Source organism: Janthinobacterium sp. MP5059B (assembly GCF_001758645.1).
GTDB classification, from domain to species: domain Bacteria; phylum Pseudomonadota; class Gammaproteobacteria; order Burkholderiales; family Burkholderiaceae_D; genus Janthinobacterium; species Janthinobacterium lividum.
Window position 1 is genome coordinate 346,929 of record NZ_LRHX01000016.1, and the last position, 20,679, is coordinate 367,607.

A 20,679-nucleotide genomic window follows, 5' to 3' on the forward strand; every position below is an offset into this window, starting at 1 on the left:
TGGAAATGCTGGGCGGAAAAAAAGGGGTCGGACCCTGTGGGTCCGACCCCGGCTTTTGGGGTGGGGTTGGGCACACACTTAACCCAACACCTTGACGGCTGAGGTCAGACCCATAGGATCTGACCCCGTTCTTACTTGTTCGGCTGCGGCGTGAGGCGCAAGTATGGTTTCGCGGCCGTAAAGCCCTTCGGATATTTCTGCTTGATCACGTCCGGGTCTTGCACGGTCAATGGAATGATGACGTCGTCGCCATCTTTCCAGTTGCCGGGCGTGGCCACCGTGTAGCCGTCCGTCAGTTGCAGGGCATCGATGACGCGCAGGATTTCATTGAAGTTGCGGCCCGTGCTCAGCGGGTACGTGAGGATCAGGCGCACCTTCTTGTTCGGATCGACGATGAAGACGGAGCGCACGGTGGCCGTGACGGACTGTTCCGGGTGGATCATGTCGTACAGCACCGATACTTTCTTGTCGACGTCGGCGATGATGGGGAAGCCCACCACCGTGTTTTGCGTCTCTTCGATATCCTTGATCCAGCTCTTGTGCGATTCGGCCGCATCCACGGACAGCGCGATAGCCTTCACGTTGCGCTTGTCGAATTCCGGTTTGAGCTTGGCCGTCAGGCCCAGTTCCGTCGTGCACACGGGGGTAAAGTCGGCCGGGTGGGAAAACAGCACCACCCAGGAATTGCCCGCCCACTCGTGGAACTTGAGCGGGCCGATCGAGCTGTCTTGTTCAAAATCAGGGGCGACATCGCCCAAGCGTAAAGTCATCGTGATCTCCTTGTGAGGTTGTGTGGCAATGGGATGTGCGTCGAATCAGGCTGCCTGACGGTGGCGCTTGTCGCTTTGCGCCAGATCAAACAGTGTTTGCAGTTGCGCCTGGCCGTAGACCCAGTCACCGAGGCGCGACTCGGCGTTGATATGACCCAGCGCACCGCCATCAATATACTTGCAATTCCAGCGCCGTGCCCACTGCGCCGCGTGTTCGGCCGTCATCCATGGGTCGGTCTGGCTGGCGATCAATATGCCGGGGCAAGGCAGCCGCTTTTGCGGCAATGCCTTCGCCACGCCAAACTTGTCGGGATCGGCCGGCCCCACCAGCAGCACGCCAGCCACGCCCTGCGGGTCGCGGGCCAGGCTGTGCACCGTCGTCAGGCAGCCGAAGCTGTGGGCCACGATCAGGGTCGGGCGCGCATCCTGCCGCCGTACCTGGTCCAGGCGCGCCGACCAGGTGGCCAGGTCGGGAGCGTTCCAGTCGTCCTGCTCGACCCGCTCGAATTGCGGATACAGGCGCTGCCAGCGGCTCTGCCAGTGCTCGGGACCGCTGTTATGCAAGCCCGGCACGATCAGTACCCGGTAATCGGAAAAGCTGCGCAGCGCCATGGTGGATCCTTTTAGTAACGGTCTGGCAATCGTGCCATCCGATATTATTTAGGCTGGTAGATCTGGTCGAAGATGCCGCCGTCGGCAAAGTGCGCCTTCTGTGCCGCCGTCCAGCCCCCCGCCACTTGCTCGATGGTGAACAGGTTGACCTTGGCAAATTGCGACGCGTATTTCTTCGCCGCCTTGTCCGTTGCCGGACGATAGTAATTCTTCGCGATGATGTCTTGCGCTTCGTCCGTGTACAGGTAGTTCAGGTAAGCCTCGGCCACCTTGCGCGTGCCGTGCTTGTCGGCAAACTTGTCGACGACGGCAACAGGCGGTTCGGCCAGGATGCTGACGGACGGCGTGATGATGTCAAACTTGGTCGGGCCCAGTTCCTTGACGGCCAGGTAAGCCTCGTTTTCCCAGGCGATCAGCACGTCGCCGATGCCGCGCTCAACAAACGTGGTGGTGGCGCCGCGCGCGCCGGAGTCGAGCACGGGCACGTTCTTGTACAGTTTGCCAAGGAAATCCTTGGCCTTCGCTTCGTTGCCGCCCGGCTGGCGCAGCGCGTAACCCCACGCTGCCAGGTGGTTCCAGCGGGCGCCGCCCGAGGTTTTCGGGTTCGGCGTGATGACGGAGACGCCCGGCTTGATCAGGTCATTCCAGTCCTTGATGCCTTTCGGGTTACCCTTGCGCACCAGAAACACGATGGTCGAGGTGTACGGCGAGCTGTTGTGCGTCAAGCGCTTCTGCCAGTCGGCGGCCAGCAGCTTGTGCTCGGCCAGCGCATCGATGTCATAGGCCAGGGCCAAGGTCACGACGTCCGCTTCCAGGCCATCGATAACGCCGCGCGCCTGCTTGCCGGAACCGCCGTGCGATTGCTTGATCTTGACGTTGTCGCCCGTCTTGCCTTTCCACTCCTTGGCAAATGCCGTGTTCACATCCTGGTACAGCTCGCGCGTCGGGTCATACGACACGTTGAGCAGGGTGATATCGGCAGCCTGCGCCGTTTGCAGAATGGCAAACGCGCTGATGGCGGCGGCAATGATGATTTTTTTCGACAGCATCTAAGATCCCCGAGTGGTTGAACTTTCAGAACCACCAGATTACGGCGCTATGGCCGCAAAGAGAACGAAGCGTTTCGCCGTTTGATATGCGATTTTCGCATATGGATGGCGCACAACGGGGATAAAGCAGTTAAAACCAAGGACACCTGACAAAACCGTAGCGAGCGGAAGGGAGAGGCGGTCGAGAAGCGCAACTGTGCTTTAGTACAGTGAGCATCGCAGGCTGCCTATACCGACGCGCAGTAGGTTTTGACAGGTGTTCAATAGAAACGGTTGAACAGGACCACTGCCCAGGTGGCGAAGGCCAGGATGCAGGTCAGCAACACGGCCGCGCTGCCGAAGTCCTTGGCGTTCTTCGACAGCGGATGGCGCTCCAGCGAGATGCGGTCGACCACGGCTTCCAGCGCGGAATTGATCAGCTCGACGATCAGCACCAGCAGCAGCACGCCGATCAGCACCAGCTTCTCAAAGGCGGAGATGCGCAGCAGCAAGGCGATCACCGTGCCGACGACGAACAGGCCCAGTTCCTGGCGGAACGCGTGTTCATGGCGCCAGGCCGCCTTCAAGCCATCGAGCGAGTAGAAAAAAGCGGAAAAGATCCGCTTCAAGCCACTCTTACTTTTGAATTCATTTACAGGTTGCATAGTTTTCCATATGTAAATCAAGTGCAGTGGGCACATTATGGGGGCGACATAGCACTGTGACCATTTATTCGCTGAATATCTCGGAACATTTCACTATTTTTTCACATTATGGTATAAAGAAGCATGAATACTGCATTGCACCAAATCCATCATGAAAATTGAACCGGTCGCGGCCCCCAAGACAACGATACAGGTGATCGAACGCATGGTCGCCCTGCTTGATGCCCTGGCGAAATATTCAGACCCGGTCAGCCTGAAGGAATTGTCGAAGGTTTCCGGCCTGCACCCCTCGACGGCGCACCGCATTCTCAACGACATGGTGCTGACGCGCTTTGTCGACCGCATCGAACCGGGCACGTACCGGCTGGGCATGCGCCTGCTGGAACTGGGCAATGTGGTGAAAAGCCGCCTCAGCGTGCGCGAAGCGGCGCTGGACTTCATGCGCCAGCTGCACAAGAAAACCCAGCAAACCATCAACCTGTCCGTGCGCCAGGGCGACGAGATCGTCTACATCGACCGCGCCTTTTCCGAGCGCTCGGGCATGCAGGTGGTGCGCGCCATCGGCGGCCGCGGCCCGCTGCACCTGACCTCGACGGGCAAGCTGTTCCTGTCGGTGGAGGAGCCGAAAGCCATCCGCGCGTATGCCACGCGCACGGGCCTGGCCGGACACAACAAGAATTCCATCACGGATCTGCAAAAACTCGAGCGCGAACTGAGCCTGGTGCGCGAGCGCGGCTATGCGCGCGACAATGAAGAGCTGGAACTGGGCGTGCGCTGCATGGCCGCCGGCATCCGCGACGACTCCGGCAAGCTGATCGCCGGCCTGTCGATCTCGGCGCCAGCCGACCGCCTGCAGGATGAGTGGCTGGTGGACCTGGTGGAAACGGCGAACCAGATTTCTGTGACCTTGGGATTCATTCCTCAAGAGTAATAAGAATGCAGGGCGGCCATGCCGCCCTGGACACCTTACCCCCCTGGCAGGCTCATGTTGGCAGGTTTCAAAGCTTCCAGCCACTTGCGCATGCGTCCCGCATCGGCCGTACGCGACTGTTTTCCCTTGGAATCGAGGAAGACCATGATCACGGCCCGTCCTTCGATGACCGCCTGCATCATCAAACAACGTCCCGCCTCATTGATGAATCCCGTCTTTTGCAAGCCGATCTCCCAGCCGGGGTTGGCCACCAGGTGATTCGTATTGCCAAACTGCATGGGCTGGCCGCTGGCTTCGACGATGGCTTTCGGGTCCGTCGAGTATTCGCGCAGCAGCGGATGGCGGAAAGCGGCCATGGCCAGCTTGCCCAGGTCGCGCGCGCTGGCCACGTTCATTTTCGACAAGCCGCTGGAATCGACATAATGCGTATCCATCATGCCCAGCTGGCGCGCCTTGCTGTTCATGGCATCGACAAACGCCGGCAAGCCGCCCGGATAGTTACGGCCCAGCGCCGAGGCGGCGCGGTTTTCCGAGCTCATCAAGGCGATGTGCAGCATATTCGCGCGCGTCAATTGCGAACCCACTTTCAGGCGCGAACTGCTGAACTTGGCGCGGTCAACGTCCTCGTCCGTGATCGTCAGCAATTCATCCATGTCCTGGCGCGCTTCGACCACCACCAGGCCCGTCATCATCTTGGTGATGGAGGCGATGGGCAAGGCCACATTGGAATTCTTTTCAAACAGCACTTCCGCATTGGCCTGGTCCAGCACCAGCGCCACGCTGGACTTGAGGTCGAGCGGATCGCGCGTCAGGTTCAGGCCGGCCAGATCGCCCATGGTCGGCATCGGTGCGGCCATGGGCACGGCCACGCTGCTGACTTTTTGATAGATGACTTTGCGCTTGCCGCGCACCATGACGACCCGGCGCACGGTCTTTTCGCGCGGCGCGGCCGTCGCGCCCTTGCGCAGCACGACTTTGACTTTCTTGGTATTTTGTTTCTTGGACGCAGAGGATTTGCCGTTCGCTTCCTTGGCGTGCACGGCAGCAGCCGGCGCCAGCGCAAACAGCAGGGAAGCCAGGATACCCAGCGCAAGTTTAAACTTAGCCATTCGATAATTCCCCGTGAAGCTGTTGCCTTATTGCAGTGTAGCGAAATGCAGAGTAATCGCAAGTCTATTTAACAGTTAGGACAGTATTTATTGCAGCAATGAAATACAAATCGTTGGCGATCAGCAAACAAACTCATCCTTAAGCGCTTGTTTGACCGTGTCCGTCGCCAGTAATGTCTATTTGTCCATGAATTTAACAAAGCCGGCCAGCGGCTCGCGTTCCGTGTTCAGGCGGTTCTCGACCTTGTCCGGGTCGGCATAGCCGAGGGCCATGCCGCACACCACCATTTCGCTGGCCGGCACGCCCAGCTCGTCGCGGATGATGTCATGGTAATGGATGAAGGCCGCTTGCGGGCATGTGTCGAGTCCCCGCGCGCGCGCTGCCAGCATGATGTTTTGCAAGAACATGCCGTAGTCGAGCCAGGAACCCTGTTCCAGCACCCGTTCGATGGTAAAGATCAGGCCCACGGGCGCATCGAAAAACTGGAAATTGCGTCCATGCTGGGCCGCCATGCCGGCCGTGTCGCCACGCTCCAGGCCCAGCAGCTGGTACAGATCCAGGCCGATCTTGCGGCGACGCTCGATGAAGGGCGCCGTCCACTGGCGCGGGTAATAGGTGTACGACGCCGTGCGCGCGGGCGCATCGGCTGCCTTGGGCGCGTCGTAGGCGGCCAGGATGCGGCGCGACAGGCGCAGGCGCGCTTCGCCCGACAGCACATACACTTTCCACGGCTGCATGTTGGCGCCCGATGGCGCGCGCGCCGCCACTTCCAGGATGCGCGCAATATCGTCCTGCGCCACCGGCGTGGGCAAAAAGGCGCGGATCGAACGGCGCGACACGATGACGGCGTCTACGGCTTGCTGCGCCGACTGTGTTTCAGATGCTTGCTTGCTCACTGCCCTGCTCTCCCGCTATATCTAGTCTATTTCTTGACCACGAACACCACGCCGACCACGGCCACCAGCATGCCGGCGATACCCAGCATATTGAACGCTTCGCCAAACATCAGCCAGGCCATCACGGCCGTCGTGGGCGGCGTCAGGTACAGCAGGCCCGTCACTTTTGTCGCATCGCTGCGGCGGATCAGGGCGAACAGCAGGAAGATGGCGCCGATGGACAGCACGAGTACCGACCACAGCAAGGCGCCGATAAAATTCGCCGTCCATTGCACATTACTGAAATGCAAGTCCAGTCCTTCGTAATACAGGGCGAACGGCAAGACCACCACGATGGAGGCGGCAAACTGCACCACTGTGCCGGTGCGCAAGTCGAATTGCGGGCAGTGGCGTTTTTGGTACATGGTGCCGGCCGTCATCGACAGCAGGGCGAACACGCACAGCAGCACGCTTTCCACCGTCAGGCCCACGAGGTTGATCTTCGCATACACGACGAGGGCCACGCCCAGCAAGCCAAAGAACAGGCCCATCCACTGGCGCGGGCGCACGGATTCGCCGATCAGGGGCGCGGCGCAGGCCGTCAGCACGGGTTGCATGCCGACAATTAACGCAGAGAGGCCGGCCGGCATGCCCAGCTTGATGGCGCACCAGACGCCGGCCAGGTAGCCGGCCTGCATCAATATGCCGGCCACGGCGATCTGGCGGAACTGGCCCACGGGCCACGGCGCGCGCAAGAGCAGCACCAGCGGCAGCAGGATCACCAGCACGCCCAGGAAGCGCAGCAGCAAAAAGTTCAGCGGCGGCGCATACGGCAAGCCGAACTTGGCCACGATAAAACCTGTGCTCCATAACAACACGAAGAAGCCGGGCAAGGCCATCGGCGCCAGGGTCGTCAGGAAAGAGGCTTTGCCGCTGGCGCCAGCCGCGGCGGGAAGATTGGACATGGTATCGACTCGGGAAACAGGATCTGCACCGGAGCGCTGCGCCAGTGCGGGAGGCAAAGTCTAGCATGCTGCGCCGCACCCGTCCTGAAAGGCGGGGAAATAATGGTTTAGGGCTAAACCATTAACACTCAGAAATCAAATATTTCCGTTTAGAAACAATGGCTTTTGACGCAAATCTATTCAATTGTTGCATCGCACAAGAATCGCTTGACTTCGTTTTTTTTCGCCGTAGAATAGGGTTTGTTGCGTTGCACAATTCTTGTTCAGCTTGAAAAATTTAGATTCACCTGCTTTCCCAAACGGTACACGCAGCATCAAATTAACCAGATTTCGATTTTTTGGAGATTTATATGTTTTCAATTCCTGAGCAATTTTCGTCCGCTACCAAAGCCAACCTGGAAGCCCAATTCGCCCTGTTCTCGTCGTTGACGGGCAAAGCCTTCGAAGGCATCGAAAAGATCGTCGAACTGAACCTGACCGCTGCCAAGGCAACGCTGGAAGAATCGACCGCCGCCGCCAAGCAATTGCTGTCGGCAAAAGATCCACAAGAATTCTTCTCCCTGACCGCTGCCCAAGCCCAGCCTGGCGCTGAAAAAGCCATCGCTTACGGCCGTCACCTGGCTGCCATCACGTCCGGCACGCAAGCCGAGTTCAGCAAAGCTGCTGAATCGCAAATCGCTGAAACCAACCGCAAAGTGCTGTCGCTGGTGGAAGAAGTCACCAAGAACGCGCCAGCCGGTTCGGAAAACGCCGTCGCCATCCTGAAAAGCGCCATCGGCAACGCCAATGCAGGCTACGAGCAATTCTCGAAAACCAGCAAGCAAGCCGTCGAAGCCATCGAAGCGAACCTGACCTCGGCCGTGAACCAGTTCACGCAAGCGGCTGAAAAAGTCGTGCCGCGCGCTGCCGCCAAGTAATTATCAAGCGACCGCCACGGCGGTCTGCTGTTATCGGCTCCTCCAGGCATCCATCCCGTACTTCCCCGACGGATGCCATTATGCCCCAGCCCAGCTGGGGCATTTTTTATGCCTGATCCCTCTTACTCCCCCAGATACGCCGCCTTCACGCGCGGGTCGTCGAGCATGGCGGCCGCGTTGCCGCCCATGGTGACCAGGCCGGAATCCATCACATAGCCGCGGTGCGCCGCCTGCAGGGCCAGGCGGGCATTTTGTTCGACCAACAGAATCGTGATGCCTTCGGACGACACCTTGCGGATCACCTCGAAAATTTTCTCGACCATGATGGGCGACAGGCCCATCGATGGCTCATCGAGCAGCAGCAGTTTCGGATGGCTCATCAGGGCACGCGCCATGGCCAGCATCTGCTGCTCGCCGCCCGACAGGGTGCCGGCCATCTGCGCCGCCCGTTCCTTCAGGCGGGGAAACACGTCGAACCAGCGGGCGATATCGTCCTCGACGCCCGCCTTGTCCGTGCGCGTGTAGGCGCCCATCATGAGGTTTTCGCGGATCGACATGCGGGTAAACACGCCCCGCCCTTCCGGCACCATGGCCAATTTCCTTTCTACCAGATGAAACGATTTCGTGCCCTTCAGCGATTCGCCCAGGTAGCTGATCGTGCCCTCGATCTTGCAGGCAGGCAAAGTACCCGTGATGGCTTTCAGGGTCGTCGTCTTGCCGGCGCCGTTTGCGCCGATCAGGGCGATCAGCTCGCCCTCGTTCACTTCCAGGTCGATGCCTTTCACCGCCTTGATGCCGCCGTAGGCCACGTGCAGGCCCGCCACCTTCAATATATTACTCATGCGTGCGATCCCCCCAGGTAAGCCTCGATGACGGCCGGGTTTTGTTGTATTTCGGCCGGCAAGCCTTCGGCGATGCGCTTGCCATACTCGAGCACCGTGATGCGGTCGCACAGTCCCATCATCAGTTTCACGTCGTGCTCGATCAACAGCACGGTCTTGCCTTCGGCCTTGATTTTCACCAGCAACTCGCGCAAGGCCAGCTTTTCCGTCGCATTCATGCCCGCCGCCGGCTCGTCGAGGGCCAGCAGGGTCGGATCGGTGGCCAGCGCGCGAGCGATTTCCAGGCGCCGCTGGTCGCCATACGACAGGAAGCGGGCCGTGCGGTTGGCGAACTGGGCGATGCCGACGAAATCGAGCAGCTCCATGGCCCGCTTGCGGATGGACGCCTCTTCCTCGCGCGCCGCCTTGTGGCGGAAGATGGCGCCGAAGACGCCCTGGTGCGAGCGCACATGGCGCCCCACCATGACGTTTTCCAGCGCCGTCATGTCGCCAAACAGGCGGATGTTCTGGAAGGTGCGCGCGATGCCCGCCTTGGCCACCTTGTGCGGCGCGGACGGCGAATACGGCTTGCCGGCCAGTTCGAAGGTGCCCGTATCGGGCTGGTACAGGCCGGTGATCACGTTGAAGAACGTCGTCTTGCCGGCGCCGTTCGGGCCGATCAAGCCGTAGATCTGGCCTTGCCGGATGGTGATGCCCACGTCGGTCAGCGCCTGCAAGCCGCCGAAACGCTTGTTCACGCCGGCAATATTGAGAATGATCTGTTCGCTCATGCTATCCCTCCCTTAAGCGGACACGACGCCGGTGGATTTGTTCGGCTGGTCCACATCGTGGTCGGGCCGGTCTTCGTGCTTCGGCGATGGCCACAGGCCGGCAGGACGGTTGAGCATGATCAACACCATGGCCAGGCCATACAGCAGCTGGCGCAGCACTTCCGCCTCGATCACCACGTGGCCGAACAGCGCCTGCTGGGCCGGTTCCACCACGTGGCGCAGCACTTCCGGTATCGAGGCGAGGATCACGCCACCGAGGATCACGCCGGGGATGTGGCCGATGCCACCCAGCACCACCATGGCCAGCACGGCGATCGACTCCGTCAGCGAGAACGATTCCGGCGAAACAAAACCCTGGAACGAGGCAAACATGGCGCCCGCCACGCCGCCGAACGAGGCGCCCATGGAAAAGGCCAGCAATTTCACGTTGCGCGTATTGATGCCCATGGCCTTGGCGGCGATCTCGTCTTCGCGGATGGCTACCCAGGCGCGGCCCAGGCGCGAATGCTGCAGGCGCTTGGTGACGAACACGACGGCGATGCACAGGAAGAGGAACAAAAAGTAATAGGCGTTCACGGACGGCATGGAAAAACCGGCCACCATGACGGTGCTGTTGGTGCCCGCCTCGCCCGCCAGGTTGACGCCGAAGATGCGGATGGGGTCGATCAGATTGATGCCTTGCGGCCCATTCGTGAAATTGATCGGGTCGTTCAAATTGTTCATGAAGATGCGGATGATCTCGCCAAAGCCCAGGGTCACGATGGCCAGGTAGTCGCCGCGCAGCTTCAACGTGGGCGCGCCCAGCAGTGCGCCGAACAGGCCGGCAACAAAGGCGGCCAGCGGCACGATGATCCAGATCGACAGGTGGATGCCGTTTTCGCGGATTTCCGGACCCATCAGCTGCACCAGGGTTTCGCCCAGCACCGGATACTGGTTCACCACCGATTCGAGCAGGATGGCGAACTGGGGCGAGGCCAGCAAGGCCGTCAGGTAGGCGCCCACGGCATAGAAGGCGATGTAGCCGAGGTCAAGCAGGCCGGCAAAGCCGACGACGATGTTCAGGCCCAGGGCCAGCATGATGTACAGCAAGGCCATGTCGATGATGCGCACCCACGAGTTGCCGAACTGGGCGGCAAAGAACGGGAACACCATCAGCAGCGCGGCCAGGACCAGCATGCCGGCGTAGGCTTTGGTCGGATTTTTCTTAGCGTCAAAATCGAGTAGTGCCATGATTTAATCTCCCAGTTTCACATCAGGCACGGTCGGCCACACGTTCGCCCATGATGCCGGACGGGCGCAGGGTCAGCACGATGATCAGCACGACGAAGGCAAAGATATCCTGGTAGTGGCTGCCCAGGAAACCGCCCGTGATGTCGCCGATATAGCCAGCGCCCAGACTCTCGATAATGCCCAGCAAGATACCGCCCAGCATGGCGCCATAGATATTGCCGATGCCGCCCAGCACGGCCGCACAGAAGGCCTTCAAGCCGGGGATGGCGCCCATGGAGAACTGGATGGACGCATAGTTGGCGCCCCACATCACGCCCGCCACGGCCGCCAGCGCGGCGCCGATGGCAAAGGTGGCAACGATGACCTTGTCGGAATCGACACCCATGAGTCCAGCCACACGGGGATTTTCCGCCGTGGCGCGCATGGCGCGGCCCATTTTCGTTTTTTCCACCAGCAACACCAATCCGCCCATCGACAGCGCGGCCAGGGCCAGCAGCAGCACTTGCGTTTGCGAAATCACGGCGCCGCCTATGTTGATGGGGTCGGTCGACAGCAATTGCGGAAAGGGCAAGGGATTGCGCGTCCAGATCATCATGGCGAAGGTTTGCAGCAGGATGGAGACGCCGATGGCGGTAATCAGGGGGGCGAGGCGGGGGGCGTTGCGCAGGCGGCGGTAGGCGACCCGCTCGATGATGATATTGACCAGAATACAGATGGGAATGGCGCCGAGGATGGCGGTGGCCAGTTTCAGGTAACCGGGCCAGTCCGGCACATAGATGCCCAGCAGCTTGAGGATGGTCAAGCCCACCATGGCGCCGATCATGAGCACGTCGCCGTGGGCGAAGTTGATCAGGTTCAGAACGCCGTACACCATTGTGTAACCGAGGGCGACTAAGGCATACATGCTGCCCAACACCAAGCCGTTAATGATCTGCTGGATGAATGTATCCATGATTGCCCTATCAAATATGCATTTTTCGGGAACAACTTCCGCCAGAACATGGGGCGCTGATACAAAAACGGCACCGGAGGAAGAATTCCTGCAGTGCCATCCCTGGACCGTTCTCACCAGCATGGTGCACGCACTGAAAACGGGCGTGACCTTGCTTAGTCATAACGACAACATATTCAAGCTTGAGGCAATCATAACGATCTTTTGCAAAAACTAAGCTTGGAATAAATCGATCATTTCCGAATTAAATTCGGTTTTGAGGTAACTATTTCATCGATACTCAACAGCCATACAGACTCAGGCGACGTCGCGCTTGATGCCATCGAGGCCTTTCGGCATCGGGAACGTGACGGCTTCCTGCACGCCGTCGAGCGGACGCACGCTACGCACGCCGCACTCTTTCAAGCGGTCGATGACGGCCTGCACCAGCACCTCGGGCGCGGAGGCGCCAGCCGTCACACCCACGCGCAGCTTGCCTTCCAGCCAGGCGGGGTCGATTTGCGAGGCATTGTCGACCATATAGGCAGGCGTGCCCATCTTCTCGGCCACTTCGCGCAAGCGGTTCGAATTCGAGCTGTTCGGGCTGCCGACGACGATCACCACTTCCACTTGCGGCGCCATGAATTTCACGGCTTCCTGGCGGTTCGTGGTGGCGTAGCAGATGTCGCCTTTTTTCGGCTCGGCGATATTCGGATATTTCGCTTTCAAGGCCGCAATAATGTCGCTAGTGTCGTCAACTGACAACGTTGTTTGCGAAACATAGGCCAGGCTCTCCGGATTGGCGACCTGCAGTTTCGCCACATCTTCGAGCGTTTCCACCAAATGCATGCCCATATCGGCCTGGCCCATGGTGCCTTCGACCTCGGGATGGCCATCGTGGCCGATCATGATGATCTCGCGGCCTTCGCGGCGCATCTTGCCCACTTCCATGTGCACCTTGGTGACCAGCGGGCAAGTCGCATCAAAAATGCTCAGGCCACGCGATTCCGCCTCGGCGCGCACGGCTTTCGACACGCCATGGGCGGAAAACACGAGCGTATTACCAGCAGGCACGTCATCGAGGTCGTCGATGAAGATGGCACCCTTGTTGCGCAAGTCGGCCACCACATAGGCGTTGTGGACGATTTCATGGCGCACATAGATCGGTGCGCCAAATTGCTGCAAGGCGCGTTCGACGATTTCGATCGCCCGGTCGACGCCAGCGCAGAAACCGCGGGGCTGGGCCAGTAACAGTTCTTTATCCATCGCTACTCCTTACAGGACCGAAATGAGCTTGACTTCAAAGCGCAGCGGCTGGCCAGCCAGCGGATGGTTGAAGTCGAACAGGGCCGAGTCGTCGCGCATTTCGCGCAGCACGCCGGCAAAGCGGCCGCCGCCCGGGGCGGCGAAGTCGACCAGGTCGCCGATCTTGTAGTCGGCACCGGGCACGGAGTTCTCGTCCAGGGTAGCGCGCGAGACGGACTGCACCAGCTCGGGATTACGCTCGCCAAAGCCTTCGCCGGCCGCCAGCTCGAACGTCTGGTGCGTGCCTTCAGGCAAGCCCAGCAAGCGCTGCTCGAGGAACGGCGCCAGCTGGCCCTGTCCCAGCATCAAGGTCGCGGGATTGCCGCTGAAGGTCGTGACAATGTCAGTACCGTCAACAGTAGCAAGACGATAATGCAGGGTGAGGTAAGCCGCTTCGGTGACGACTGCTGGTTGCTCGTTGGACATAGTAGTTTTCAAGTAACTGGTGCAAAACGATATTGTAAGCCACCCTGAGCCAGCGCGCCCCATGCCATCTCGGCGCGGCCATGCTTTTGTCAAAAAACATGGCCGCGCAACACATCCGACGCCGGATCGGCGAATCAGACGTTGACGTACGTCAACCCGCCCGCCGTGCTGGCGTGATTGCCGAAGCCGGAGCTGTCTTCCAGGTTGCCGTCGAGCTTCCAGCGTCCCACGGGCCGGTGCACGATGCCATACTGGCCATAGTCATACACTTCCTTCGGTGTCAGCACGCGGTCGTACAGGATGACGTCCGACAACTGCCAGGCGGGCGCGCCCTGCTCCAGCGCATGCACGGCGCGGCCGATCACCAGCGGAGTGCCAGTGGCATTCAAGAATGGCGGCGCCATGTTTTGCAAACTCTGATACATGAGGAAATCATCCACATACAGGCTGATGCGTCCATCATGCTTCACAGTATAAGTACAGCGGAACCAGCGGTTGGGAATGTCCACCTTCAAGCCATGCCCATTGCTGTTGGCGCCCAGGCCATTGTCGCCAACGCCATTGAATAAATACAGGAACGTCTTGATATCCTGCGTCAGCAGCCCCCATCCTTTCTTGTTCGCCTGATGCGCGATAAAAGCCTGCGCCAGAGCAACGGTCGAGGAGAAGTCCTGTTGCCGGATGCAATACGAAAGCGAAAAATCCGCGCTCTCGTAGCGCACGGACGACGGCACGGTGAGCAGCAGGCCAGGCTTGAATTGCAAGGTCTTCGTCACGCCGAAACAAGGCTTGGGCGGTGCTGGACGCATGGCATCTTGGCCGCGCAAGGCGTCCCAGACAGCCTTGCGTTTGTTACTGTACCCCGGCGTCTCCACCAGGTTCAAACCGGCGCGCTCCATGGTTTTCCCCGCATTCCAGGCCCAATAGCATGCCAGTTGCACGCCCGTACGGCGTATGGCGCTCAGCAAGGCATGCAGGTTGTCTTGTCGTTCGGTATCTTGCAACGCCGTTTCCTGCTCTTTCGACAGGCAAAAGCTGCCAAGGTAATACGGCTTGCCCAAGGCATGGGCAGCGCGCTGCATCACTTGCAGGTAGGCAAGCGAAGACGAGACGAAGTCGGCCGGCAGATCCGCGTTGCTGTTCATGGCGCTGCTGACATATTCATTATTCAAGAACAGGTTTTCACAAATACAGTCGACGGGATCCGGATTTATCAATGGCAGGGTTTCCGCAATGTATTGTTCGAGGGTACCCTGGTGCGGTATATACGCGGGGATTCCTGCATTACCCGAGGAAATCATCCGCCCCAGGGCATCGTTGTCGCGCAGCGCTTGCGCCGTTTCCTGGATGATTTCGCGGGTGGTAGCCAAGTCTATCTTGGCAATGGCCATCAGTTCCTGTGCAGCCATCCAGGCGGCGATGCCGGCGTGGTTGCTGTAGCGCTGCGCAAACGCCTTGGCAAAGGCACGCATGTAGTGGCGTGTTTTCGATTGTGGATTGGCCAGTGCGGCACGCGCGGCGGCATCGTGCTGGTCCGGCGTAGCTCCCGTAGCGCCCGCTTCCCCCACCAACTCCGGCACGGCAAAGGGATTCCAGAATGGACAGGCGATGATGCCGATGCCATTGGCTAACGCATAGTCAAGCAGCGCCTGCACCGCAGCCCAGTATTCGGGCTTGATATTGAGCGCGGTTAGCGTGTTGTCGGTTGCAAACTTTGGCTCGCCAACAACATAGTCCCAGGTCTGGTAGCCCGTGTCGCTAGCCATTCTTCCGTTGAAGGGCGCCACCATCACTTGGATGTACTTGAAGCCGTTGGCCGCAAGATAAGGCAAATCGGTACTGTAATCAGGATGTTCCACTTCCGGCGCCAGCGGTGCGGTAGCGCTCCATTGACGGCGCTCCAGATACGCGTGCGCATTGAGGCCGATGCCGCTGACCTTGCCCGTGTTGACGCCGGCGGCGTTGAACTCTTGCATGACTCCATTGATAACTTTGATGTACGGCATGACGACTCCTGTAAAACAAGTGGAAGACATTGAGTTCAGGGCCCTGACTCCCCGCCGCTGCAACTTACATGAAGTGCAACGACAGGCAAATCATAGCGCTTGAAAATGGCCAGGCCGGGCATCTTGGTTTTTGTTTTTTTCATATGATTCGCCATGAAGACGAGCTAGCGCAGCATGGCCGCCCGGGGAAGGCGCGACAATCGTTGGCAGGCGCCACGACGAGCCGGGCGCGAACGGGAGGCAAGATGGGCATCAAGGATTGGCCGGCCGGCGAACGGCCGCGCGAACGCCTGATCGAGGATGGCGCGCAGTCGCTGTCGGACGCGGAATTGCTGGCCGTCTTCCTGCGCACGGGCGTGCGCGGCAAGAGCGCCGTGGAGCTGGCGCGCGACACGGTCGAGCACTTCGGCTCGCTGCGTGGCCTGTTTGGCGCCAGTCTCGTGAGTTTTTCCGCCGTGCACGGCATGGGCAGCGCCAAGTTTGCCCAGCTGCAAGCCGTGCTGGAACTGGCGCGGCGCGCCATCATCGAAGACTTGCAAGCGGGCCAGGCCCTCAATTCGCCGCACGCCGTCAAAGATTATTTGCGCCTGACCCTAGGCCACCTGGCGCATGAAGCATTCCACGTGTTGTTTTTGGACGTCAAGAACCGCCTGATCACCACCCAGGAAATGTTTCGCGGCACCCTCACCCACACCAGCGTGTATCCGCGCGAAGTGGTCAAGCAAGCCCTGCTGCACAACGCGGCCAGCGTCATGCTGGCGCACAACCACCCGTCCGGCACGCCGGAGCCCAGCGAATCGGATCTGTTGCTGACGCGCGCGCTGGTGCAAGCCTTGTCGCTGGTGGACGTGCGCATCCTCGACCATTTCGTCGTTGCCGGGCGGCAAGTACATTCCTTCTCGGAACACGGCCAGATCTAGGCCGGGGCTGGCCAGGCAGCAGTTAACCATGTGTAAACAAGGACATACGTGACAGCAGCAAGACGCTTATCTAACAGTAAACAGCACTGTTTACCAGTGCTTCCCCCTATGAGGAAGGGGAAAAGTCAAATTGTTAAATTATTTCAATACAACACGACACAATTGTTTTTCGCAAGTCATTGATAAATCGGCTTATTTTGGATATACTCTCGTTTTTCCAATTTGGAATATCTTTAAGGAGTGCGCCATGGCACGTGTTTGCCAAGTCACTGGGAAGAAGCCGATGGTCGGCAACAATGTTTCCCATGCAAACAACAAAACCAAACGTCGTTTTTTGCCTAACTTGCAGAATCGTCGTATTTTTGTTGAATCTGAAAACCGCTGGGTCTCCCTGCGTTTGTCCAACGCCGGTCTGCGCGTCATCGATAAAGTCGGCATCGACGCCGTATTGGTCGATATGCGCGCTCGTGGCGAAAAAGTCTAATTAGCAGAATAAGGGAGCTATCATGGCAAAATCAGGCCGCGACAAAATCAAGTTAGAATCGACCGCCGGTACGGGTCACTTCTACACGACCACCAAAAACAAGCGTACGACGCCTGCAAAAATGGAGATCATGAAATTTGATCCTAAAGCACGCAAGCACGTAACGTACAAAGAAACCAAAATCAAGTAATTGATATTGTGTTCTCTGATGAAAAAGCCGCTCCGATGAGCGGTTTTTTTATTGCCCAAGCACCCAGGCCTGCAAGCCGACCACCCCGGCAACCCGCCTCGAATCGCCCGACATCGGATTGGGGACATACGCCGTACGCCCCCGCAGCCGGATGCTAGCGAATCTTCATGCCTAGAATATACCGTGGATAGAAACCGACTGGCGTGGTATAGCCGACAGGTACGCCGCTTGGCCGTAACAAGGTATAGAAATAACGCTCGCCCTCCGATACTTCCATGAATGCATAACCATCATAGTCCGGCCCCATTTGCGTTTCATAGCATGCTGCCGGGTTGGACGCTGGTCCATAAAATGTCAGCTTCAGGCGGAACAGGTTGGCCTTCGAATCGGGAGAAATGGGGGCAATACGCCCCTGGACCCGGCAGCCAGCCTCTGTCGTGCCACTGATGCTGCCATCCGGCGCAATGTAACTGGCGCCGTCAGCAACATAGGTGCCAGTGATATCGGCCAGGCTCAACGCCAGCGCATTCTCAATGCCATAAGAATCGAAGGACAACGTCACCGTCTTGCCAGCAGCGGCAGACATTGTGCCCACGATGCGCGTTTTCGGCACGATGGTGCCAGATGCCTGAATGCCCTCAATCGACGTGGAGGTGTGAACCGTGCTCTTGTTTCCAAGTTGCCATGTAGAACCTTCACTGAGAAACTCGCCAAATACATGCACCATTCCGCTTGAAAACGGCGAGCCGGTTTGCCAAGCCGTTTCGCCGCCGGGTAATACCAGCGCGAACTCAGGATAGATTTTTGTCGATGGGCGGCGCCAGACGCCTGCCGCGGCATCGGTTCCGAGGGCAAACGAGCCCGCATCGGGATTTGCCAGCGTCACGCTGCGATAGGGCTGCCGGCCAATATAGCGCGTTGCGGTCCAGGCACCGTTTGCAGCGCTGTTTGGAATACTCCACGTACCCGTCCCGGTCCCGTCCTGCCCGAATACGCCACGAAAGATGGCGGCAGTTTGCGTACTTTCGGGAATATGCGGATTGACCCGCATATTCAGCGTGACGCTTCCAGTTTTTTCCACATCACCACGCAGTGCAAAGTCGCCCAACAGTTTTCCGTTGGAAATACACATACCCGGCGTATAGCTGCTGCCAGAGGGAGAGACAAACAGCACGTCGCAAAAACCGGCATTCGCTCCGGTAAATTCCAGCTTCCAGTAGTCACCATACATGCCGCCATTCGGCGCGCCGCTGACGGCCGGCGTGGTTTGATATGGCGCGTCCAATTGCGCCGTTACTTCAACAATGGCAGTACTCACATAGCGCTCGCCCGGATAATCGACGAGAACACTGAACATGTAGCTTCCGGGCTTATCCGCGACAAAAGTTGGCTTGGCGGTGTTCGCCAGGCTCAGCTCCGCCACACTCGTGGCAGGCTTGCCAATAATAGACCAACGGAAATTTGCCGTGACACCGGGTGCAATCTGGCTGGCGCTCGCATCCAACGAGACTGTCGCCCCAGTTGCTACCGCTTGCGGCTTTCCGGCATGCGCCACCGGTACGGCCTTGAGTTCAACGATGAGCTTTTTGATGTCGTCAACCGTCTGCCCCGATACCAGCGCCTGGTTAATCAATCCGAGCTGAATGGAATTAAAATAGGAACCCAAGCGGTCCAGCAACCTGTCATGGGCATCCCCGCCAGCCTTGTCAGCCGCAGTCGCGGCCTTCAATGGCGTGCCGATAAAGTCTTGCAAGAAGCTGATACTGAACTTTGCCTGCAACAGATTCACGATATCCGACTGTGCGGCAAGCACATTGGCGGCATTGACTGTATTGACCAGCGATGCCGCGTCGATGTCCGGGAACAAGGCACTGAGATCACGGCCAAACAACCGCGAGCTGAGCATGTCGGTCAGGGGCGTGATATTGGCAGTTGCCGAACTCCCCGCTCCGACCACAACGGAATGCAATTTGATGCCACTGACGGGAGTGGTCAATTGCAGGAGACATGGAAATTTCCCTTCGACAATCTCCATTTGATAAGCACCATCCGGTCCGGTGCGCGCCTGTGCACTGCCCACCTGGCATTTCGCCTGAATGGAGGCATCGACAAGGGCCAGGCCGGTCGCCGCTGTGCCGCTGAGCGCGAGGCTGCTTTTTACAACGGGTGGAGAATCGGGAATGCCAGGATTGGGACTCGCCGGTTCTGGCACCGAGGCACCGCCACCGCAGGCAGAGAGCGCCGCCATGACACATCCCATAAACGCACTTCGTATTAACATTGCCATGCAAACTTTCCTATTTTAACTAATTCACAAGGAAAGTATTTCATGAAATTATTATTTTAGCAAATCAACATTCTCGGGAAATGCCACGCGAAGCCCCCATCGCCTTCACGCTCAGGGCAAAAAAAAAAGGCCCCGCAAGCGGAGCCATTTATGTCACCTCACCGTGCGATCAAGCATAGCTGCGCAGGCGCAGGGAGAAATCTTGCAGCGACTTGATGCCCGACGCTTCGGCGCGCGTGCACCAGTCTTGCAGCTTTTGCAGCAATTGCTCGCGCGTAAAGTGCGAACGTTCCCAGATGGCACCCAGCTCCACGCGCATGTGGTGCATGGTTTCCAGCGCCTTGCTGTGCTGGAACAACTCCGACAACTGCTCATGGTGCGCATCGGCCAGCTTGCCCGGCTCGCGCTGCATCAGCTTGCGCGACGATTTCAGGAAGCGCTTTTCCAGCTCGGCCTTGTGCTTCAGGTGTTCCAGCTCTTCCTTCCAGGCATGCTTGATCGATTTCGCATACTTGGCCATCACGTCGTAGCGGTTGGCGATGACGGACTGCAAGGTCTCGAAATCCGCTTCCAGCTTGCCGTGCGAGAACTTCGGCTCCGGCGCCAGCTTTTTCACCTTCGCCAAGCCCAGCATTTCCAGCGCGCGGATATACGCCCAGCCGATATCGATTTCATACCATTTCGACGACAGCTTGGCCGACGTCGCATAGGTATGGTGATTGTTGTGCAACTCTTCGCCGCCGATCAGGATACCGAACGGAATGATGTTGGTGGCCGCGTCCGCGCAGTCGTAGTTGCGGTAGCCCCAGTAGTGGCCGATGCCGTTGATGATGCCGGCTGCCGTGATCGGGATCCACATCATTTGCACGGCCCACACGGAAATGCCGATCACGCCGAACAGGATGAAATTGATGACGAACAGGGACACCACGCCCAGCCAGCTGTATTTGGTGTACAGGTTGCGCTCGATCCAGTCCGTCGGCGTGCCATGGCCGTACTTGGCCATGGTTTCCATGTTCTTCGATTCAGCGCGGTACAGCTCGGCGCCTTCCCAGAAGACTTTCTTGATGCCGCGCGTCACGGGGCTGTGCGGATCTTCTTCCGTATCGCACTTGGCGTGATGCTTGCGGTGGATGGCCGCCCATTCCTTGGTCACCTGGCCCGTCGTCAGCCACAGCCAGAAACGGAAGAAATGGCTGGGGATGGCGTGCAATTCCAGCGCCCGGTGGGCCTGGTGGCGGTGCAGGTAAATCGTGACGCTGGCGATCGTGATATGCGTGACCACCATGGTGTACAGGAAAACTTGCCATGCGGACAGATCGGTAATGCCAGTTGCCATGAACTGCAAAACGTCGTGTAAAACGGAACTCAATGTCATTACTGCTACTCCAAGTGGACAGGGCATGCGCACGGTC

Annotated in this window: 21 protein-coding genes; 5 read left to right on the forward strand and 16 right to left on the reverse strand. The window is 58.9% G+C overall.

The features are described 5' to 3' along the window. Positions 1-131 precede the first annotated feature (131 nt). The 4 genes from JAB1_RS18625 to JAB1_RS18640 form a co-directional block, all read right to left on the reverse strand. A complete protein-coding gene (locus tag JAB1_RS18625; protein ID WP_034785187.1) occupies positions 132-770 on the reverse strand; it encodes a peroxiredoxin in 639 nt (212 codons plus the stop codon). A 45-nt stretch (positions 771-815) separates the two neighbouring features. Beyond that, positions 816-1,382, reverse strand: coding sequence for an alpha/beta hydrolase (locus tag JAB1_RS18630; RefSeq protein ID WP_070281336.1), 567 nt, complete (start codon positions 1,380-1,382; stop codon positions 816-818). A gap of 44 nt (positions 1,383-1,426) precedes the next feature. Continuing rightward, entirely contained in the window at positions 1,427-2,431 is a 1,005-nt protein-coding gene (locus JAB1_RS18635) for a sulfate ABC transporter substrate-binding protein (RefSeq protein ID WP_034785183.1), read from the reverse strand. Positions 2,432-2,691: 260 nt separating this feature from the next. Next, positions 2,692-3,075 carry a diacylglycerol kinase gene (locus JAB1_RS18640; RefSeq protein WP_070281337.1) on the reverse strand — a complete coding sequence of 128 codons (384 nt, stop codon included), beginning with the start codon at positions 3,073-3,075 and terminating at the stop codon, positions 2,692-2,694. Positions 3,076-3,226: 151 nt separating this feature from the next. On the opposite strand from JAB1_RS18640, the gene JAB1_RS18645 reads away from it, so the two are divergent. After that, positions 3,227-4,006 (forward strand): IclR family transcriptional regulator, encoded by a 780-nt coding sequence (locus tag JAB1_RS18645; RefSeq protein WP_070281338.1) that lies wholly within the window; start codon positions 3,227-3,229, stop codon positions 4,004-4,006. Between the two features lie 35 nt (positions 4,007-4,041). On the opposite strand, the gene pbpG is transcribed toward JAB1_RS18645, so the two are convergent. From pbpG to JAB1_RS18660, 3 genes are all read right to left on the reverse strand, one after another. Beyond that, positions 4,042-5,115: a D-alanyl-D-alanine endopeptidase gene (gene pbpG, locus JAB1_RS18650; RefSeq protein WP_034785177.1), complete on the reverse strand. Its 1,074-nt coding sequence runs from the start codon at positions 5,113-5,115 to the stop codon at positions 4,042-4,044. Between the two features lie 177 nt (positions 5,116-5,292). Then, positions 5,293-6,012 carry a nitroreductase gene (locus tag JAB1_RS18655; protein ID WP_070281339.1) on the reverse strand — a complete coding sequence of 240 codons (720 nt, stop codon included), beginning with the start codon at positions 6,010-6,012 and terminating at the stop codon, positions 5,293-5,295. 26 nt (positions 6,013-6,038) lie between these two features. Beyond that, the gene (locus JAB1_RS18660; protein ID WP_254672202.1) at positions 6,039-6,890 is read right to left on the reverse strand and encodes a DMT family transporter; all 852 of its coding nucleotides are present in this window, start codon (positions 6,888-6,890) and stop codon (positions 6,039-6,041) included. A gap of 416 nt (positions 6,891-7,306) precedes the next feature. On the opposite strand from JAB1_RS18660, the gene JAB1_RS18665 reads away from it, so the two are divergent. Beyond that, complete coding sequence (locus JAB1_RS18665; protein ID WP_034785173.1) at positions 7,307-7,873, forward strand: phasin family protein; 567 nt, start codon at positions 7,307-7,309, stop codon at positions 7,871-7,873. Between the two features lie 122 nt (positions 7,874-7,995). Here JAB1_RS18665 and JAB1_RS18670 read toward each other — a convergent pair whose 3' ends face one another. From JAB1_RS18670 to JAB1_RS18705, 7 genes are all read right to left on the reverse strand, one after another. After that, on the reverse strand, positions 7,996-8,715 hold the full coding sequence (locus JAB1_RS18670) for an ABC transporter ATP-binding protein (RefSeq protein WP_070256673.1): 720 nt from the start codon (positions 8,713-8,715) through the stop codon (positions 7,996-7,998). After that, positions 8,712-9,485: an ABC transporter ATP-binding protein gene (locus JAB1_RS18675; protein ID WP_070281341.1), complete on the reverse strand. Its 774-nt coding sequence runs from the start codon at positions 9,483-9,485 to the stop codon at positions 8,712-8,714. The genes JAB1_RS18670 and JAB1_RS18675 overlap by 4 nt, the downstream gene beginning before the upstream one ends. A 12-nt stretch (positions 9,486-9,497) precedes the next feature. After that, positions 9,498-10,715: an ABC transporter ATP-binding protein gene (locus JAB1_RS18680; protein ID WP_070281342.1), complete on the reverse strand. Its 1,218-nt coding sequence runs from the start codon at positions 10,713-10,715 to the stop codon at positions 9,498-9,500. Positions 10,716-10,737: 22 nt separating this feature from the next. After that, positions 10,738-11,667, reverse strand: coding sequence for a branched-chain amino acid ABC transporter permease (locus JAB1_RS18685; RefSeq protein WP_034785168.1), 930 nt, complete (start codon positions 11,665-11,667; stop codon positions 10,738-10,740). Between the two features lie 297 nt (positions 11,668-11,964). After that, entirely contained in the window at positions 11,965-12,912 is a 948-nt protein-coding gene (gene ispH / locus JAB1_RS18695) for a 4-hydroxy-3-methylbut-2-enyl diphosphate reductase (protein WP_034785166.1), read from the reverse strand. A 9-nt stretch (positions 12,913-12,921) separates the two neighbouring features. Next, positions 12,922-13,377 (reverse strand): FKBP-type peptidyl-prolyl cis-trans isomerase, encoded by a 456-nt coding sequence (locus tag JAB1_RS18700; protein ID WP_034785165.1) that lies wholly within the window; start codon positions 13,375-13,377, stop codon positions 12,922-12,924. A gap of 134 nt (positions 13,378-13,511) precedes the next feature. Next, positions 13,512-15,383 carry a LamG-like jellyroll fold domain-containing protein gene (locus JAB1_RS18705; protein ID WP_034785163.1) on the reverse strand — a complete coding sequence of 624 codons (1,872 nt, stop codon included), beginning with the start codon at positions 15,381-15,383 and terminating at the stop codon, positions 13,512-13,514. A 245-nt stretch (positions 15,384-15,628) separates the two neighbouring features. Here JAB1_RS18705 and radC point away from each other — a divergent pair, with 245 nt between their 5' ends. From radC to rpmG, 3 genes are all read left to right on the forward strand, one after another. Then, positions 15,629-16,303, forward strand: coding sequence for a DNA repair protein RadC (radC, locus tag JAB1_RS18710; protein WP_070256677.1), 675 nt, complete (start codon positions 15,629-15,631; stop codon positions 16,301-16,303). Between the two features lie 247 nt (positions 16,304-16,550). Beyond that, the gene (gene rpmB / locus JAB1_RS18715; protein WP_010400928.1) at positions 16,551-16,787 is read left to right on the forward strand and encodes a 50S ribosomal protein L28; all 237 of its coding nucleotides are present in this window, start codon (positions 16,551-16,553) and stop codon (positions 16,785-16,787) included. A 22-nt stretch (positions 16,788-16,809) separates the two neighbouring features. After that, positions 16,810-16,977, forward strand: a complete 168-nt coding sequence (rpmG, locus tag JAB1_RS18720; RefSeq protein WP_010400929.1) for a 50S ribosomal protein L33 — start codon at positions 16,810-16,812, stop codon at positions 16,975-16,977. 154 nt (positions 16,978-17,131) lie between these two features. On the opposite strand, the gene JAB1_RS18725 is transcribed toward rpmG, so the two are convergent. After that, positions 17,132-19,264: a hypothetical protein gene (locus tag JAB1_RS18725; protein ID WP_139144604.1), complete on the reverse strand. Its 2,133-nt coding sequence runs from the start codon at positions 19,262-19,264 to the stop codon at positions 17,132-17,134. Between the two features lie 169 nt (positions 19,265-19,433). After that, a complete protein-coding gene (locus JAB1_RS18730; RefSeq protein ID WP_034785142.1) occupies positions 19,434-20,642 on the reverse strand; it encodes a fatty acid desaturase in 1,209 nt (402 codons plus the stop codon). Positions 20,643-20,679 lie beyond the last annotated feature (37 nt).